This window comes from Lentzea sp. NPDC037011 (assembly GCF_055607425.1).
Genome location: NZ_JBVJRT010000002.1, coordinates 705,774 through 721,533, shown reverse-complemented (window position 1 = coordinate 721,533; position 15,760 = coordinate 705,774). Strand labels below are relative to the sequence as shown.

The window sequence follows — 15,760 nt, the reverse complement described above, 5'->3', positions numbered from 1 at the left end:
TCTCCTATCTCCGGAGTGTTCGTTGCAGGACGACGACGATGAGCAGGAAGACGCCGCTGACGACGGACTGGAAGTTGCTGTCGAGCGTGCCGATCTGGTTGATGACGTTCTGGATCACCGTGCGCAGGCCGACACCGATCATGGTGCCGAGCACGGTGCCCGCGCCGCCGGTCAGCAGCGTGCCGCCGATGACGACCACGGAGATCGCGTCCAGCTCGGTGCCGACGCCGATGACCGTGACACCGGACTGCAGGTAGGCGGCGGTGAGCGCGCCGGCCAGACCCGACAGCACGCCGCTCATGGTGTAGACGAGGACCTTGGTGCGCGCGACGGGGACGCCCATCAAGATCGCCGAGGACTCCGCGCCGCCGGTGGCGAACACGTTCTGGCCGAAGTTGGTGCGGTTGAGCAGCAGACCGCCGAGCGCGGCCAGCACGAGCGCGATGAACACCGGGTGTCCGAAGCCGAACACCGTGCCGCGGCCCAGCTCGACGAACGCCGAGTCCGGTGCGATCCGGTAGGTCGTCGCCCCCTCGTCGGTGATCACCAGCAGCAGGCCGCGGGCGAACAGCAGCGAGGCCAGCGTGACGATGAACGGCGCCATGCTCGTGCGGGCGATGAGCAGGCCGTTGACCACGCCGATGAGCCCGCAGACCAGCAACGGCAGCAGCAGGGCGCCGAAGAAGCCCCACTGCGAGCCGTACGCCGCGAGCACGCCGCCCAGCGCGTAGAGCGAGCCGACGGACAGGTCGATGCCGCCGGTGATGATCACGAACGTCATGCCGATCGCGATCACCGCCAGGAACGAGCCCTGCAACGCGAGGTCGCGGACGTTGTCGAGGCTGCCGAAGCGCGGGAACACCAGCCACGCCACGACGACCATCAGCACGAGCGCGACGGCCGCGCCCTGGCGTTGCAGGACCTTCGTGCGGGCGGAGGCGAGGGTGGTCGTCATCGGCGCTCCCTCGCGACGTAGACGGCGGCCACGATGATCGCGGCCTGGATCATCTGCGCGATGGAGTCGGGCAGGTCGTGCTTGATCAGGGTGGCCCGCACGAGCTGCATCAGCACCACGCCCATGACCGTGCCGAGGACGCGGACCTTCCCGCCGGTCAACGGGGTTCCGCCGACGACGACGGCGGTGATCGCGGACAGCTCCATCAGCAGGCCGATGTCGGCGGGGTCGCTCGCGGCGAGCCGGGACGTGGCGAGCACGCCCGCGACGGCGGCGAGCACGCCGGTGATCGCGTAGACCCCGACCAGCACCCGGCTGACCGGCAGCCCCGCCAGGTGCGCGGCCCTGCGGTTGCCGCCGACCGCGACGAGCTGGCGCCCGAACGTGGTGCGGTTGACCAGTCCCGCCACGAGGACCGCGAGGACGACGGCGACGAGCACGCTGATCGGCAGGCCGAACACGTCGTCGGTGCCCAGCGCCAGGAACGCCGGGTCGTGCAGCTGGACCAGCTGACCGTTGGCGATCACCAGGGCGAGACCGCGCCCGGCGACCAGCAGCGCGAGCGTCGCCACGATGGGCTGGATGCCCACCCGTGCGACCAGGAAGCCGTTGAACCCGCCCGCCGCCAGGCCGACCGCGAGCGCGATCAGGACGGCGGGCACCGGGCCGTACCCCAGGTACAGCGGGATGAGCGCGGCGGCCAGTGCCATGACCGCGCCGACGGACAGGTCGACGCCCTCGGTGCCGATCACCAGTGCCATGCCCAGCGCGACGACCAGCACCGGCGCGGCCTGGACCAGCTGGGTGCGGAAGTTGCCCGCGGTCAGGAAGTTCGCCGTGAACAGCACGTTGAACAGCAGCAGGGCGGCAACGGCGACGTGGACACCGTTGTCCTGGAGCCAGCGCGTCCTAGTGGCGGTCAGCGTCATCGGTCACCTCCGCCGGTTCCGCCGCGATGGCCGCGAGGACGTGCTCGCGGGTCAGCTCACCGCCGGTCAGCTCGCCCGCGACGTGGCCGTCGCGCAGCACGACGAGCCGGTCGGCGCCGTCGAGCAGCTCGTCCAGCTCGGAGCTGATCAGCAGCACCGCGAGTCCCTCCTTCGCCAGCTCGTCGATCAGCGCCTGCACCTCGGCCTTGGCGCCGACGTCGATGCCGCGGGTGGGCTCGTCGAGCAGCAACACTCTCGGTTCCGCGCAGAGCCAGCGGGCCAGCAGCACCTTCTGCTGGTTGCCGCCGGACAGCTCGGCGACCCGCTGCTCCGGGCTGGAGACCTTGATGCGCAGCCGCGTGATGAACAGGTCCACGATCCGGTCCTGCTTCGCCCGGCTGACCAGGCCGAACCGGCTGAGTCCCGGCAGCGCGGCCAGCACGATGTTCTCCCGCACGGACAGGTGCGGGATGATCCCCTCGGCCTTGCGGTCCTCGGCGAGCATGCTGATGCCGGCGCGCATCGCGGCCTTGACGTTGCCGCGCGGCACGGGCTTCCCGCCGACGAGCACGGTGCCGTGCTGGGTGGGGATGGCGCCGATGATCGCCTTCGCGGTCTCCGTGCGGCCGGAGCCGAGCAACCCGGCCAGTCCCACCACCTCCCCCGGCCTGATGGTCACGTTCACCCCGTTGAGCCTGGGCCTGCTGGTCAGGTCGCTCGCCTCCAGGACGGGCTCCTTCCCGGCGTGGTGGTCCTCGCCGAACGCCGTCGTCCCACCCGCTCTGATGTCGCTGACCGATCGGCCGAGCATGAGCGACACCAGCTCGATCCTGGGCAGGTCGGCCAGTGGTCCGCTGTGGACCTTCCGGCCGTCGCGCAGCACCGTGACGGTGTCGCAGAGCCGGTACAGCTCGTCCATGCGGTGGCTGACGTAGACGATCGCGATGCCGCGCTCGTGCAGCCGTTCCACGACCGCGAACAGCGTCTCCACCTCGCGCGGCTCGAGCGACGACGTGGGCTCGTCCATGATCACGACGTCCGCGTCGGCCTCGACCGCGCGGGCCAGTGCGACCATCTGCTGCTCACCGACCGACAGCGAACCCAGCGGCTGCGCCACGTCGGCGGTGATCCCGTAACCGCTCAAGATCCGCCGCGCGTCGGCGATGGCCTTCGCGCGGTCGATCAGACCCAACCGCGTGCGCGGCTCGCGGCCGAGGAACAGGTTGCCGGCCACGCTCATCAGCGGGATGAGGTTGACCTCCTGGTAGATCGTGGAGATGCGACCGGCACGCCGGACCTCGCCGCCGTCGGGCTGGTGGATGCCGGTCAGCACCTTGATGAGCGTCGACTTGCCGGCGCCGTTCTCCCCCACCAGGGCGTGGATCGAGCCCCGGTGGAGGGTGAAGTCGACGCCGTCGAGCGCCTTGACGCCCGCGAACGCCTTCGTGACGCCCGCGACCTCGATGACGGGTTCAGTAGGCATTGGCGAGCTTCTGCGCGGCGTTGGTGGCGTCGTACTCGTCGTCGGAGATCACGATGTTCTGCGGGATCTCCTGGCCGGCCGCGAACTTCTCCAGCGTGTCGAACGCGAGCGGGCCGAAGCGCGGGTTGGACTCGACCACGGCGGTGTAGCTGCCGTCCGCGATGAGCTGCACGGCGGTGCGCGTGCCGTCGACCGACACGATCTTCACGTCCTTGCCCGGCTGCTTGCCCGCGGCCTTGAGCGCGGTCACGGCACCGACGCCCATCTCGTCGTTCTCCGCGTAGACGGCGGTGATGTCCGGGTTGCTCTGGATCAGCTGCTCCATCACGGCCTGGCCCTTGGAGCGGTCGAACTCACCGGTCTGCTCGGCGACGACGGTCAGCCCGGTGCCGGCGATGCCGTCCTTGAAGCCCTTGGTGCGGTCGACCGTGACGTTGTTGCCCGACGCGCCGAGCAGGATCGCGACCTTGCCGTTGCCGCCGGTCGCCTTGAGCATCGCCTGGGCCGCCCGCTTGCCCTGCTCGACGAAGTCGGAGCCGATGAACGTGAGGTAGTCGGTGCAGGGTTGCGACGTCACCTTGCGGTCGATCGTCACCACCGGCACCTTCTTGGCCTTCGCCGCGTCGAACGCGGGCTGCAGACCGTCGGAGTTCAGCGGTGCCACGATCAGCAGCTTCGCGCCGCGGTCCAGCAACGACTTGATGTCGCTGATCTGCTTGTTGAGGTCGCTCTGCGCGTTCGTGGTGAGCAGCTCGGCTCCGCGCTCGGCCGCCTCGTCCTTGATCGACTGGGTCTCGGCGGTGCGGAACGGGTTCGCCTCCTTCTCCGACTGCGAGAAGCCGACGACCGCGCCCTTGAGCTCGACCTGCGGGTACCCGGTCCTGTCCCGGCCGCAGCCGGGGCCGCCGCTCTGGTTCGCGGCGGCGCTCGCGGCCGGCCCACCGCTGGTCGTCGTCTGCTGGCCCTCCCTGGCCGTGCAGCTCGCGAGGAGCGCCACGGCGGCGAGGGCGATCGGCAGGGTGCGACTGAGGGACATCGTTGGCTCTCCTACGCGGTGCGGGTGCGTGGTCGCGCTCTCAGGGGCTAGATTTGCATCGTTGTTCCAACGATGTAAAGACCGCGGACTTCCCGGTACCTTTCCCGGTACCTCTTCAGGAGGCTGAGTTGGCCACGCTCAAGGACGTCGCGCGCCTGGCAGGCGTGTCGGTGAAGACCGTCTCGAACGTGGTCAACGGCTACTCGTTCGTCAAACCCGACAACCGCCGCCGGGTGGAGGAGGCGCTGGCCGCCACCGGCTACCGCCCCAACCTCGGCGCCCGCAACCTGCGCCGCGGCCGCACCGGCTTCATCGGCCTGGTGCTGCCGGAGCTCTCCATCCCCTACTTCGCCGAGCTCGCCGGCCTGGTGATCGCCGCCGCCCAGGAGCACGAGTGGAACGTGCTGATCGAGCAGACCTTCGGCACGCTGGCCGGCGAACGCGCGGCGCTGGAGGCACTGGGCCCGCACCTGGTCGACGCGGCGATCGTGAGCCCGGAGGCGGTCAGCGACTTCCAGCTGGAGGTCCCGACGGTGCTGCTCGGCGAGCACGAGGTGGACGTGCCGATCTCCCGCGTGGGCATCGACAACGTGCTCGCCGCCTCCACCGCCGTGCGGCACCTGATCTCGCTGGGCCGCACCCGCATCGCCGCGATCGGCGCCCACCCGCAGCGCGGCACGGCGGCGCTGCGCCTGGAGGGCTACCGGACCGCCCTGGAGGTGGAGGGCATCGAGTTCGACCCGGCCCTGGTCGTGCCGGCGTTGAACTACCACCGCGCGGACGGCGCGGCGGCGATGAACTCGTTGCTGGACCTGGAGAACCCGCCGGACGCGGTGTTCTGCTTCAACGACCTGCTGGCCGCCGGCGCCATGCGGGCCGCCGCGGAGCGGTTCGTGCGGGTGCCGCAGGACCTGGCCGTGGTCGGGTTCGACAACAACGAGGAGAGCGCTTACAGCTCGCCCTCGCTGACGTCGGTCGCACCGGACAAGGGCGCTATCGCCCGTGCCGCGGTGGACCTGCTGCACCGGCGGGTGGGTGCGGACGCCGTGACGGTCGAGAACGTGCAGACACCGTTCTCGTTGCGAGTGCGGGAGAGCACGGCGTCGTGAGGCCCGCCGTGCCGGTGCTCGCTACGGCCGCGCGTAGGCCTCGTAGGCCTTCCGGTCGAACAGCACGAACCGCACCAGCTCCACCGGCGCGTCCCTGACCGCCGCCAGCGCGATCTCCGCCGCCGACTCCACCGGCCAGCCGTAGATGCCCGTCGAGATCGCCGGGAACGCGACCGACACCGCCCCGAGCTCCGCCGCGACCCGCAGCGAGTTGCGGTGGCAGTCGGCGAGCAGCTCGGAGCGGTCCTCGGTGGCCGACCACACCGGGCCGACCGTGTGGACGACCCAGCGCGCGGGCAGGCGCCCCGCCGTGGTGGCCACCGCCTGACCGGTCTTGAGGCCGCCGCCGTAGTGGCCGGCGCGCAGTGCGCGGCACTCGGCGAGGATCTCCGGACCACCTCGGCGGTGGATCGCGCCGTCCACTCCCCCGCCGCCGAGCAGGGAGGAGTTGGCGGCGTTCACGACCACGTCGACGTGCTGTTCGGTGATGTCGCCCTGGACGAACTCGACGGTGCTCATCCTCAGATCATGACAGCGGGCACGTCGAGACGTCGGCCGGGCGCGGGAGGGTCGCCGAAGCGGGTGGCGTGACGCCGTCGAGCCAGCGTTCCAGCGCCACGAACGCCGAGCGGTGGCACGGGGCCAGCGGGCGCAGGCGGTCGGGGTAGGCGTCCACCAGGCCGTCGACGTGGGTGCCCTGCTCGACGCGGAAGTAGCGGTGCAGGCGGTCCGGGGTCATCGCGGCGTAGACGTCGGAGTCCTGGGAGATGGGCAGCAGCACGTCGTGGGTGCCGTGGACCGTGATCAGCGGGCGGTGGATCTTGCCGGTCAGGGCGACCGGGGCGATGGCGGGGCCGGCGATGCGCCGGCGTGCGGCGTAGTCGTAGTCGGCGTCGCAGGCCGGGGTGCCGGACGCGCAGAACGGGGTGCCCGCTTCGAGAGCGCCGTCGAAGGACGGGTCGAACTCCTCGCGGTAGATGCGCTGGGTCAGGTCCCAGTAGTAGCGGTGGTGGTAGTCCCACAGGAACTCCGTGCCCGCGGGGAAGCCCGCGGCGACGATGGCGGCGTGGGCCTGCGGGTCACCGGCCAGGTAGGCGGGATAGGCCCTCAGCACCGGCGGCAGGAACGTCAGCGGGTTCGGCCCCTTGACCGTCCACAGCGTGCCCTCCCAGTCGACGCCGCCGTCGTAGAGGTGCGGGCGGTTCTCCAGCTGCCAGCGCACGAGGTAGCCGCCGTTGGAGATGCCGGTGGCGATGGTGCGCCTGGCGGGGCGGCCGTACCGCTGCGCGACGACGGACTTGGCGGCGATGGTGAGCTGGGTGAGGCGGTGGTTCCACTCGGCCATGCCGTCGCGGTAGAACTGCGCGCCGGTGTTGCCCTTGTCGGTGGCGGCGAAGGCGTAGCCGCGGGCGAGGACCCAGTCGGAGATGGCCCTGTCGTTGGCGTACTGCTCCCGCACACCGGGTGAGCCGGCGACGACCAGGCCGCCGTTCCAGCGGTCGGGCAGCCTCACCACGAACTGCGAGTCGTGGTTCCAGCCGTGGTTGGTGTTGGTGCGCGAGCTGTCCGGGAAGTAGCCGTCGACCTGGATGCCGGCGACGGGGGTGGGAGCCGGCAGCGCGGCGCTGGTCAGACCTGCCCAGTCGGCGGGGTCGGTGATGCCCCCCGCCGTGCTGAGGTCGGCCAGCCTGACCAGTTGCTGGTGTTCGGCGCCGGGGACGTGCAGCGCCGGGGCCGGTACGAGCAGCGACGCGACGAGCGCCAGGGGCAGCAACATAGCTGGTCAAACTAGCTGCGGCCGGTCCTCGGCGACATGGTTGCCTCCCACACAAGCCCGGCTTTGAAAGTGGTGAAGCCGAACAGGTCGAGCACCCGCCGCACCCGCGGCTGGGCGCGGCGCAGGGTGAGGTCCTTGCCGTTGTGGTTCGCCGCGCACAACAGCAGGAGCAGGATGCGCAGCCCGCTGGCGGACAGGAACGTCACCTCGGCCAGGTCGATCGTCACGCTCTCCACGGCGCCGTCGGCGATCCCGGGCAGCACCGCGGCGAAGAACTCGTCACAGGTGGTCACGTCGACCTCGCCCCGGCAGGTCGCGACGAAGTGCGCGCCCGTGCGGCTGGTGCTGATCGCGAACGGGCTCGGTTCACAGGCTTCTGCGGACATCGGTCCTCCTCCCGCACCACTGCACCGCAGCGGCGGGTGCGGCGCTAGCAGCGGAAGCGAAGGCGCCGACTGCCAAAACGAAGGACGTCAGCCCGACCTCAGCGTCTGCGACGGCGACACCCCGTACGCGGACCGGTAGTGCGCCGCGAAGACACTCGGCCGTGCATACCCCCACCTGGCGGCGATCTCGGTGACCGTGCCCTGCCGCCGCTGCAGGTCGAGGTGGGCCTGCGCGAGCCGCACCCGCCGGACGTACGCCGTGGGCGTGGTGTCGAGGTGCCGCCGGAAGGCGAGCTGGATCGCCCGGAGCGACACGCGGGCCGCACGTGCGATGTCGGCGGCGGTGATGTCCTTCTCCGCCTCGGACTCGATGTACGCGATGGCGCGTTTCAGCGCGTGCGGACGGGGCTGGCCCGGCCCGTAGTCCACGAGGGAGACGTTCGGGAACGTCGCGAGGGTGGTCGCGATGAGCAGGCGTGTCGCGTTCTCCACGACGAGCGGTTCGTCCTCGAACGCCGGCAGCACCTCGTCGCGCAGGTGCACGCACGTCGACCGCCACGCCGCCGCGGCCCGCGCCGACACCGCCGTGCAGCTGGTGAACCGCACGCCACCGGCGAACCGGTCGACCACGGCCCGGTCCACGACCACGAGCGTGGCCTTCGGGTCCTCGGCCACGACGGAGTACGGGAACTCGGGCTGCCCGGTCAGCAGCAGGTGCCCCGGCAGCACGTTCTGGTAGTCACCGCTCGTGCGGTACCGCGCCCGCCCACCGTCGAGGTACCCGAAGATGTAGGCGTTCTGCGGCCCGCTGGTGGCCTCGAAGCCGATGGAGCTGTCGATGACGTCGAACCGGACCGGCCCGAACCGGCGGGAGCGCAACCGCAGCCACGACCGCCCATCGCCGCCGTGGATGCGCATCTTGCCGTAGGCGACGCTGAGGGCCGCCTGCATCTCGTCCAGATCTGTCAGCTCGACGACCTGTTCCACGCGCTGAACAATCCTCGCCCGCGCCGGTCGTGTCCATGACCCGCCCGGATGCCGGCGCTGGTGCTTCGAACGCAACGCCCGGCGACTGAACGGACCAGCGGGCGACGCGGTGCGCGACAGCGGCCGCGCTCAGGCGGCGGCGAGGACGGCTGCGATCTCGTTCAGCAGCACGGACTTCCGGCTGTTCGGCAGGAACGAGGCCAGCACGGCGTTCTCGGCCAGCCGCGCGACCTCCGCGCGATTGAGGTCCACTGTGGACGCCACGGCCAGGTGCTCGCCCTCCAGCGTGGCACCGAAGAACGGCGGGTCGTCGGTGTTGAGCGTGACCACGAGCCCGGCGTCGAGCATCCGCCGCACGGGGTGCCGGTCGATCGACGCGACCTGCCGCGTGCGCACGGTGGAGGTCGGGCACACCTCCAGCGGAATGCCCCTGCGCACCAGGTGCTCGACGAGGGCCGGGACCTCGACGCAGCTCGTGCCGTGCCCGATCCGCTCGGCCCTCAGGTCGCGCACGGCCGACCAGACCGTCTCCGGGCAGGTGGTCTCGCCGGCGTGCGGGACGCTGTGCGGCCCGGCTTCCACCGCGGCGGCGAAGAACGGCACGAACTGGGCGCGGCCGACACCGGCCTCGGGACCGCCGAGGCCGAACGACACGAGCCCCTCCGGCCGTTCCCCGAGCGCCACGGCCAGCGTCTCCCTGGCCGCGACGAGGCCCTTCTCGCCGGGGACGTCGAAGCACCAGGCCAGTTCCACGCCGAGCGCGGCGGCCTCGGCCCGGCCGGAGTCGAGCCCGGTGAGCAGCTCGTCCAGCGGCATGCCGTCCACCAGGTGGTTGTGGGGCGTGACGGTGACCTCGGCGTACGGGGCGTTCTGCGCCGCGAGCGACCGGGCCAGGCCGACGACGAGGGTGTGGACGTCGTGGCGGTCGGTCAGCATCGACTGGACGGCCCAGTAGACCTTCAGGAAGTGGTCGAAGTCGCGGAACGCGTAGAAGCGCTCCAGTTCGGCGCGCTCGGTGGGCACGCCGGCGGCCGGGTGGCGCCGGGCGAGCGCGAGGACGGTGTCGAGGTCGGCCGACCCGACGAGGTGGACGTGCAGCTCCACTTTGGGCAGGGCGTGGACGAACGAGCGCATGGCGAAGCTCCCCGGTGTGAGGTGAGAAGGGTGTCGGGAGAACGCGTGCGACTCAGGGAGCGAGGTCGCCGCGTTCGGTGTCAGCGCCGTAGAGCGGCAGCTTGAAGTCCGGCACGCGCTCCACGCCAGCGGATCACGCGGGAATCCGGTGGCCTCGCGACGACGCCGGCTGGCACGCTGGCCCGCGTGGAGATCGAGGACGTGCACGAGATCTTGGACGTGCTGCGCGGCCTTGACGTGTGGATCGGCGGCGGCTGGGGGATCGACGCGCTGGTCGGCCGGCGGACGCGGCCGCACGGCGACCTCGACCTGATGCACCGCGAGGAGCAGGAACCGGCCCTGCTCGCCGCGCTGACGGCGGCCGGGTTCGCCGAGACGCTGTCATGGCGCCCGGTGCGGTTCGTCGTGCGGGACGCGGCCGGCCGGGAGATCGACCTGCACCCGTTGCGGTTCAACGCCGACGGCAGTGCCACGCAGGCCTCGCTGACACCGGGCGAGCCGTTCCGCTACCCGGCGGGCTGCTTCGTCACCGGCTCGATCGGCGGGCGGGTGGTGCCGTGCCTGTCCGCTGCGCAGCAGGTGCACTTCCACAGGGGTTACGAGCCGCGCGAACGGGACCTGCACGACCTGGAGCTGCTCAGGGTGGCGTTCGGCGACGTCGGCTGAGACCGGAACACCACCGGGAGGTCCACATCAGACCGGACGGCGCTGGTCGCACGGGCCGGGACCGCCCTCGACGCGACCCGGCAGCTCACGCGGACATGGCCTCCGCTTTGATCTGCTCGAACTGCGCCGCCATGGCCGCGGACAGCGCCTGGGCCGCGGACAGCGGGCGGACCATGACGGTGAACTCGTCGATCAGGCCGTCGGCGTTGAGGTGCAGGAAGTCGCAGCCCTGGATCTCCCTGCCGTCGACTTCGGCGCGGAACACCAGCGCGGAGTTCTCGCCGTCGACGATCTCGCGTTCGTAGCGGAAGTTCTCGAAGACCCGCAGGACGCCGCGCAGGATCGCCGCGGTCAGCGGCTTGCCGGGGTACGGGGAGAACGCGACGGGGCTCGTGAACACCACGTCGTCGGCCAGGCAGGCCGCCATGGCGTCGGTGTCGCGGGCCTCGACGGCCGCTCGGAAAGCCTTCATGAACGGCACCGTACCCCGGACGGCGTGGTTCACGTGCGCGCACGGGCGAGTGAGGTTGAATCGAACGCATGAACGGGATGTCCGCGTTGCAGGAGGCATTGGCAGAGCCCGCGGCGCAGGCGCGCGACCGGTTCGCGGGACGGCTCAACGGTTATCTCGACGGATCCGGCGTGGTGCACGCGGTGCGGTTGCAGGGGTGGCTCGGGCTGGAGGTGCCCGGTCCCGGTTGTCACGTCGGGACCGGCAGCTGGGACTTCACCCGGTTCAAGCCGACCACCTCGCCGGTCTCGTGCGGGCGGTGCCGGTCGGCGGGGCTGCTCGCGAGCTCGTTCACCGGCGGGCCGCACCAGCAGGTGCTGGACCTGGACGGGATCTGAGCGGCGCGGGGCTCACCCGCAGGCGTCGCGGTTGCGCAGGATCATGCCGGTGACCGCGGTCATGCCGAGGCGTTCGTAGTACGGCCGCAGCTCCTCGTCGCAGACGAGGTCGATCGAGTACAGGTGCGCGCCCTCGGCCACGACCCGGCGCACCAGCTCGGCACCGATCCCCCGGCCCTGGTGCTGCGGCAGCACCTCCAGCCACGGGACGAACCCGGTCAGCACGCCGTCGCTGATCAGGTTCACGAAGCCGGCGACCTGCCGGTCCACGCGTGCGACGACGGCACGGTAGCTGCCGCGCAGCACCGCGAGGTGCTGCGCGGGGCTCGGCGGCTTCGGCCAGCCGGCGAAGAACCCCGTCAGGTCGGCTTCGGTCAGATCTTCGACGTCGGTGCTGTACGTGATCACGACAGCAGCCTGCCACCGCGCCGATCAGAAACGTTCACCCGATGCCGGTGGCTCGTGCGCGAATTCCACGCGAAAACCTTCGGAACAGGTCCGGTTTCTGCCCGTTCCGTCTTGATTGGCATACCTGCCCCGACGTGCCAGAAAACGGTTGCAGCCCGAATTCCGGATTACTGATCCCTTTAGGTCGTTATGGTCTCAAGCGGCAGTTTCGGTTCTTTGACATTTTTCTTTACACAGTCCTGAGCTGCAGATATGATGCAGAAAAGGGACGACAACCACCCGTCTGGCGGAATGATGAGCCGTTGGCGTACTGAGACACGTGCTAGCCGACTGACATTTGTCGTCCCTATCCTCTATTTGCACACGCCGCACCTGAGGTGATCTGCGCAGTCGGGGAGGAAGAGTGTGGAGCGTCGGATTCTCGAAGAGCTCGCGGACGGGGTGGCGCCGGACAGCGCAGGCCCCCAGTGGGCCCTGCACGGCCGGACGGCGGAGGTCGGCCGCGTCGAGCTGCTGATGCGCGAGAGCGCCGAGCAGCAGCGGGCGCACGTCGTCGTGCTGGAGTCCGGCGCGGGAACCGGCAAGACACGGCTGCTGCTGGAGCTGATGTCGGCCGCGGCCAGGCGCGGCTTCGCGGTCGTCAACGGTGCGGCGGAGCAGACCGGTCACGGCAGGGCCGTCACCCTGGTCAACGCGCGCGGCGGGCGGGCGGAGGAAGACCGGGTCGGCGTGCTCGCCGGGCGGTTCGAGGCCCAGCTCGCCGGTCACCTGCGGCGCGGACCGGTGCTGGTGGCCGTGGACGACGCGCAGTGGACCGACTCCACGCTGCTGCAGGCACTGGGGGCCGTGATGTCCAAACTGGACAAGGCGCCGGTGCTGTGGCTCTTCGCCGTGCACACCGACCACGCCGAGTCCCCCAACGGGGTCGCGTTGCGGGTGCTGGCGCGCAGGCACCGCACCGAGTGGCTCGGGCCGTTGCCGCCGCTGAGCGGTGCGGCGGTCGCGGGCATCGCGGGCGACCTGCTCGACGCGACGCCGAGCGACGACCTGGTGGCGTTGTGCGAGAGCGTCGGCGGCACCCCGCAGGCGGTCGTCGACCTGGTGCTCGACCTGCGCCGCGAGGGCTGCGTGGTGGCCGGCGACCACGTGGCGCGGCTCGTGGGCGGGCCGTGGGCGACAGGGGTCTCCGCGGCGGTCGAGGCCGAGCCGGACGCACCGCTGCCGCGGCCGTTCGTGCGGCTGGCGCAGGCGCGGCTGTGGGAGCTCTCCACCCGCGCGCAGGAGGTGCTGCAGGTCGCCGCCGTACTGGGCAGCAGGTTCACGCCGCAGGACCTGGCCGAGATGCTCGGCGAACGCCCCGCACAGCTCCTGGGGCCGTTGCAGGAGGCGCTGGCCGCGGGGCTGATCGGCAGCGAGGCCGACGAGTTCGTGTTCCACCGCGAGCCGGTGTGGCGCGCGGTCCTCGGCACCGTGCCCGAGCTGCTGCGCTCGATGCTGCACCACCAGGCCGCCACGATGCTGCTGGCCCGCCCGCGCGCCAGGGCCGAGGCGGCCGCGGTGCACCTGGTGCACTGCACGGTGCCCGGCGACACCGCGGCGATCGCCACGATCCGCGAGGCGGCGCACCGGATGCTCGCCTCCTCGCCGCAGGCGGCGTCGGCCCTCGCGACCCGCGGGCTGCGGATCGCGACCCCCGGCAGCGCCGACCACGCGGCGCTGGCCACCACCGCCACGGCCGCGCTGGTCCGGCTCGGGTGCCTGAGCGAAGCCGTGGACCTGGCCTGCGAGCAGCTGGGCGAGCACCTGCACGGCGGTCCCGAGTTCACCCGGCCGTTGCGGACCTGGCTCGCCACGGCGTTGCTGCTGCGCGGCGACACCACGGCCGCCTACGACCTGTCGAACCAGGCCGTGTCGGTCACCCGGCCGGGCACGGACCTGCGCGACCCCGCCACCGAGCCGTGCCCGGAGCTGCTGCTGCTCAACGCGTTGTCGCACAACGACCAGAGCAAGGTCACGCTCGTCGCGGACCGGGTGCTCGACCTGCCGGAGCCGCACAGCGACGACGTCCGGGCCGCCGCTCTCAACGTGCGGGCGATGTCGCGCTGGCGGGAGGGCCGGCTCGACGCGGCGATCAGCGCCGTCGACGAGGCGGTGCGGCTGCGCGGCCCGCTCACCCGCGCGTGGCAGTGCGATCCGCTGTGGACCAGGGCGTGGCTGCTCACCAGGGTCCGCAAGCTCGACGAGGCGCTCGCCGCCGCCGAGACCGCCCGCGCGGCCATCAACGCCGAGCACAACGGCGTGCTCAGCCCGGTCCCGCTCGCCCTGCGCGCCACGATCCTGCTCGCCAAGGGCGAGCTGGCGGCGGCGGAAGCGGACGCGCGCGCCGGGCTGGCGGCCTCCGAACGCGCGGAGATGCCGTTGTACCAACCGCAGCTGCGCGCGGTGCTGGTGATCTCGGCGCTGCGCCGCGGTGATCTGGCCATGGCGGCGGACAGCCTGCGGCGGCTGGAGGAACGCGCACCGGCCGAGCGCGCGCAACCGTGGACGGCGCTCATCCGCGTGCTCGCCGCCGTGGTCACCTCCGCACGCCGTGGCGCGCACGCCGCCATGGACGAGCTGCGCGGGGCGATCACGGACACCGAGCAGTGCCGCCAGATCCTGCTGGAGGACCCGTCGATGACGGCGTGGGCGGTCCGCACGGCGCTGTCCGCCGGTGAACGGCAGCTGGCCGGGAACGTCGTGACCGCCGCCGAGCGGATCGCGGCCGAGAACCCCGGCTTCGACACGGTCCTCGCGGCCGCACGGCACGGAAGAGCGTTGTACGACAACGATGTCAGCGCCCTGGCGGGTCTGGAGGACGGCTACGGCGACCCGTGGGCGGCGGCGTCGGTCATCGAGGACACCGGGACGTTGCTGCGCGAGCAGGACCGCGACCGCGCCATCGCCGGGCTGAACCGGGCGATGGCCGCCTACGACGAGCTGGGAGCGGAGTGGGACTCGGCCCGCGTGCGGCGCAAGCTGCGCAGGCTGGGCGTGCGGCGGCGGCACTGGAACCACGAGGCGCGGCCGGAGACGGGCTGGGACAGCCTCACCAGCACCGAGGCGAAGGTGGCCCGGCTGGTGGCGCAGGGGCTGACCAACCGGCAGGTGGCGAGCGAGATGTTCGTGTCGCCGCACACCGTCGGGTTCCACCTGCGGCAGATCTACCGCAAGCTCTCCATCCAGTCGCGCGTGGACCTCGCCCGCATCGCGCCCTAGAGGCGCCTGCGGGGGGTGTCGAAGCGTCGAATCCCACGCCGGCCACAGCCGGGTGGCCCGCGTCGAACGGGGCTTCGACACCGCGGTTGCCCTGATGGGGATACGGACGCGCAGGCGGTCCGGTTCACTGTGGACCGGTCCGTGTGCACGTTCTCACCTGGGGCCGATCGGAGGTCCTCCCCCCGCGTTCCGGCCACTATTCTGCCTGCATGGCCCTGCCTTCCGCTCCTCTGCGCCGTGCGCGCTGCGGAGCTGTCGGCGTGACCACGGGCGCCTTGGCCGTCCTCGCGCACTCCAGCGCCGATGGCCACCTGCCCGATGCCGGGCTGGTCTTCTCCCTCGTCGCGTTGCTGACGTGGGCGGTGGGCGGGCTGGCACGGCACGAGCTCACACCGGCGCGGCTGCTGGCGCTCGTCGGCGGCGGGCAGCTCGCGATGCACCTCGTGCTGGAGCTCGCCTCGTCCCGGCACGACCACGTCAGCGCCGGGTACGTCAGCGCCGAACGCATGACCGCGGCCCACGTCGTGGCCACGGCGGTCGTCGTCGGCGCGCTGGCGGTCGCCGAGCGCACGGTCCTCGGGCTGGCGCGCACGCTCGCATCGCTGCTGCCCCGCAAGCTGACGCCGTTCGTGGCGACGGCTCCCCTCTCCGTGCCCGTGTACCGGCACGTCCCGGCCGCCCCGGTGGTCCTGGACGTGCTGTCGTGGCGCGGTCCCCCGGCTGAACAGGCCTGACTCCCCCTCATCCCCGAGGCCGGCGCGCTCGTGCGCCGGCCGGTGCCTG

General features: G+C 71.8%; 16 protein-coding genes. 5 read left to right on the top strand and 11 right to left on the bottom strand.

The features are described 5' to 3' along the window. Nucleotides 1–4: 4 nt before the first annotated feature. From ACZ7CH_RS08195 to ACZ7CH_RS08180, 4 genes are read right to left on the bottom strand one after another with little or no spacing between them, the layout of a single operon-like run. Nucleotides 5–955: an ABC transporter permease gene (locus tag ACZ7CH_RS08195; protein ID WP_360387761.1), complete on the bottom strand. Its 951-nt coding sequence runs from the start codon at nucleotides 953–955 to the stop codon at nucleotides 5–7. Next, nucleotides 952–1,884, bottom strand: coding sequence for an ABC transporter permease (locus ACZ7CH_RS08190; RefSeq protein WP_360387758.1), 933 nt, complete (start codon nucleotides 1,882–1,884; stop codon nucleotides 952–954). Before ACZ7CH_RS08190 ends, ACZ7CH_RS08195 begins: the two co-directional genes overlap by 4 nt. Then, nucleotides 1,865–3,367, bottom strand: a complete 1,503-nt coding sequence (locus ACZ7CH_RS08185) for a sugar ABC transporter ATP-binding protein (RefSeq protein WP_470373425.1) — start codon at nucleotides 3,365–3,367, stop codon at nucleotides 1,865–1,867. Before ACZ7CH_RS08185 ends, ACZ7CH_RS08190 begins: the two co-directional genes overlap by 20 nt. After that, a complete protein-coding gene (locus ACZ7CH_RS08180) occupies nucleotides 3,357–4,403 on the bottom strand; it encodes an ABC transporter substrate-binding protein (protein ID WP_470373424.1) in 1,047 nt (348 codons plus the stop codon). Before ACZ7CH_RS08180 ends, ACZ7CH_RS08185 begins: the two co-directional genes overlap by 11 nt. Before the next feature lie 128 nt (nucleotides 4,404–4,531). Here ACZ7CH_RS08180 and ACZ7CH_RS08175 point away from each other — a divergent pair, with 128 nt between their 5' ends. Continuing rightward, nucleotides 4,532–5,512, top strand: coding sequence for a LacI family DNA-binding transcriptional regulator (locus ACZ7CH_RS08175; protein WP_470368476.1), 981 nt, complete (start codon nucleotides 4,532–4,534; stop codon nucleotides 5,510–5,512). 21 nt (nucleotides 5,513–5,533) lie between these two features. On the opposite strand, the gene ACZ7CH_RS08170 is transcribed toward ACZ7CH_RS08175, so the two are convergent. The 5 genes from ACZ7CH_RS08170 to add all read right to left on the bottom strand — a co-directional run bounded on the left by ACZ7CH_RS08170 (nucleotide 5,534) and on the right by add (nucleotide 9,796). Next, the gene (locus ACZ7CH_RS08170; protein ID WP_470368477.1) at nucleotides 5,534–6,031 is read right to left on the bottom strand and encodes an O-acetyl-ADP-ribose deacetylase; all 498 of its coding nucleotides are present in this window, start codon (nucleotides 6,029–6,031) and stop codon (nucleotides 5,534–5,536) included. Between the two features lie 7 nt (nucleotides 6,032–6,038). Then, a complete protein-coding gene (locus ACZ7CH_RS08165; RefSeq protein WP_470373423.1) occupies nucleotides 6,039–7,289 on the bottom strand; it encodes a prolyl oligopeptidase family serine peptidase in 1,251 nt (416 codons plus the stop codon). An 11-nt stretch (nucleotides 7,290–7,300) separates the two neighbouring features. Continuing rightward, complete coding sequence (locus tag ACZ7CH_RS08160) at nucleotides 7,301–7,675, bottom strand: STAS domain-containing protein (RefSeq protein ID WP_360387743.1); 375 nt, start codon at nucleotides 7,673–7,675, stop codon at nucleotides 7,301–7,303. A gap of 87 nt (nucleotides 7,676–7,762) precedes the next feature. Next, nucleotides 7,763–8,662 (bottom strand): helix-turn-helix transcriptional regulator, encoded by a 900-nt coding sequence (locus tag ACZ7CH_RS08155; RefSeq protein WP_470373422.1) that lies wholly within the window; start codon nucleotides 8,660–8,662, stop codon nucleotides 7,763–7,765. 129 nt (nucleotides 8,663–8,791) lie between these two features. Further along, entirely contained in the window at nucleotides 8,792–9,796 is a 1,005-nt protein-coding gene (gene add / locus ACZ7CH_RS08150; RefSeq protein WP_470373421.1) for an adenosine deaminase, read from the bottom strand. Nucleotides 9,797–9,982: 186 nt separating this feature from the next. Here add and ACZ7CH_RS08145 point away from each other — a divergent pair, with 186 nt between their 5' ends. Then, nucleotides 9,983–10,462: a nucleotidyltransferase domain-containing protein gene (locus tag ACZ7CH_RS08145; RefSeq protein WP_470373420.1), complete on the top strand. Its 480-nt coding sequence runs from the start codon at nucleotides 9,983–9,985 to the stop codon at nucleotides 10,460–10,462. Between the two features lie 85 nt (nucleotides 10,463–10,547). Here ACZ7CH_RS08145 and ACZ7CH_RS08140 read toward each other — a convergent pair whose 3' ends face one another. Continuing rightward, nucleotides 10,548–10,934: a nuclear transport factor 2 family protein gene (locus ACZ7CH_RS08140; RefSeq protein ID WP_360387736.1), complete on the bottom strand. Its 387-nt coding sequence runs from the start codon at nucleotides 10,932–10,934 to the stop codon at nucleotides 10,548–10,550. A gap of 68 nt (nucleotides 10,935–11,002) precedes the next feature. On the opposite strand from ACZ7CH_RS08140, the gene ACZ7CH_RS08135 reads away from it, so the two are divergent. After that, nucleotides 11,003–11,311: a hypothetical protein gene (locus ACZ7CH_RS08135; protein ID WP_360387734.1), complete on the top strand. Its 309-nt coding sequence runs from the start codon at nucleotides 11,003–11,005 to the stop codon at nucleotides 11,309–11,311. Between the two features lie 12 nt (nucleotides 11,312–11,323). Here the strand turns inward: ACZ7CH_RS08135 and ACZ7CH_RS08130 are convergent, their stop codons facing one another. Further along, nucleotides 11,324–11,719, bottom strand: coding sequence for a GNAT family N-acetyltransferase (locus ACZ7CH_RS08130; protein WP_360387731.1), 396 nt, complete (start codon nucleotides 11,717–11,719; stop codon nucleotides 11,324–11,326). Nucleotides 11,720–12,124: 405 nt separating this feature from the next. Here ACZ7CH_RS08130 and ACZ7CH_RS08125 point away from each other — a divergent pair, with 405 nt between their 5' ends. Continuing rightward, the gene (locus ACZ7CH_RS08125) at nucleotides 12,125–14,977 is read left to right on the top strand and encodes a helix-turn-helix transcriptional regulator (RefSeq protein ID WP_470373419.1); all 2,853 of its coding nucleotides are present in this window, start codon (nucleotides 12,125–12,127) and stop codon (nucleotides 14,975–14,977) included. 260 nt (nucleotides 14,978–15,237) lie between these two features. Next, nucleotides 15,238–15,711, top strand: a complete 474-nt coding sequence (locus ACZ7CH_RS08120) for a hypothetical protein (RefSeq protein ID WP_470373418.1) — start codon at nucleotides 15,238–15,240, stop codon at nucleotides 15,709–15,711. Nucleotides 15,712–15,760: the final 49 nt, after the last annotated feature.

Excerpts from the sequence above, each read along its gene's own strand:
- ACZ7CH_RS08195 (WP_360387761.1), bottom strand. The coding sequence starts at position 955 with ATGACGACCACCCTCGCCTCCGCCCGCACGAAGGTCCTGCAACGCCAG.
- ACZ7CH_RS08190 (WP_360387758.1), bottom strand. The coding sequence starts at position 1,884 with ATGACGCTGACCGCCACTAGGACGCGCTGGCTCCAGGACAACGGTGTC.
- ACZ7CH_RS08185 (WP_470373425.1), bottom strand. The coding sequence starts at position 3,367 with ATGCCTACTGAACCCGTCATCGAGGTCGCGGGCGTCACGAAGGCGTTC.
- ACZ7CH_RS08180 (WP_470373424.1), bottom strand. The coding sequence starts at position 4,403 with ATGTCCCTCAGTCGCACCCTGCCGATCGCCCTCGCCGCCGTGGCGCTC.
- ACZ7CH_RS08170 (WP_470368477.1), bottom strand. The coding sequence starts at position 6,031 with ATGAGCACCGTCGAGTTCGTCCAGGGCGACATCACCGAACAGCACGTC.
- ACZ7CH_RS08165 (WP_470373423.1), bottom strand. The coding sequence starts at position 7,289 with ATGTTGCTGCCCCTGGCGCTCGTCGCGTCGCTGCTCGTACCGGCCCCG.
- ACZ7CH_RS08160 (WP_360387743.1), bottom strand. The coding sequence starts at position 7,675 with ATGTCCGCAGAAGCCTGTGAACCGAGCCCGTTCGCGATCAGCACCAGC.
- add (WP_470373421.1), bottom strand. The coding sequence starts at position 9,796 with ATGCGCTCGTTCGTCCACGCCCTGCCCAAAGTGGAGCTGCACGTCCAC.
- ACZ7CH_RS08140 (WP_360387736.1), bottom strand. The coding sequence starts at position 10,934 with ATGAAGGCTTTCCGAGCGGCCGTCGAGGCCCGCGACACCGACGCCATG.
- ACZ7CH_RS08135 (WP_360387734.1), top strand. The coding sequence starts at position 11,003 with ATGAACGGGATGTCCGCGTTGCAGGAGGCATTGGCAGAGCCCGCGGCG.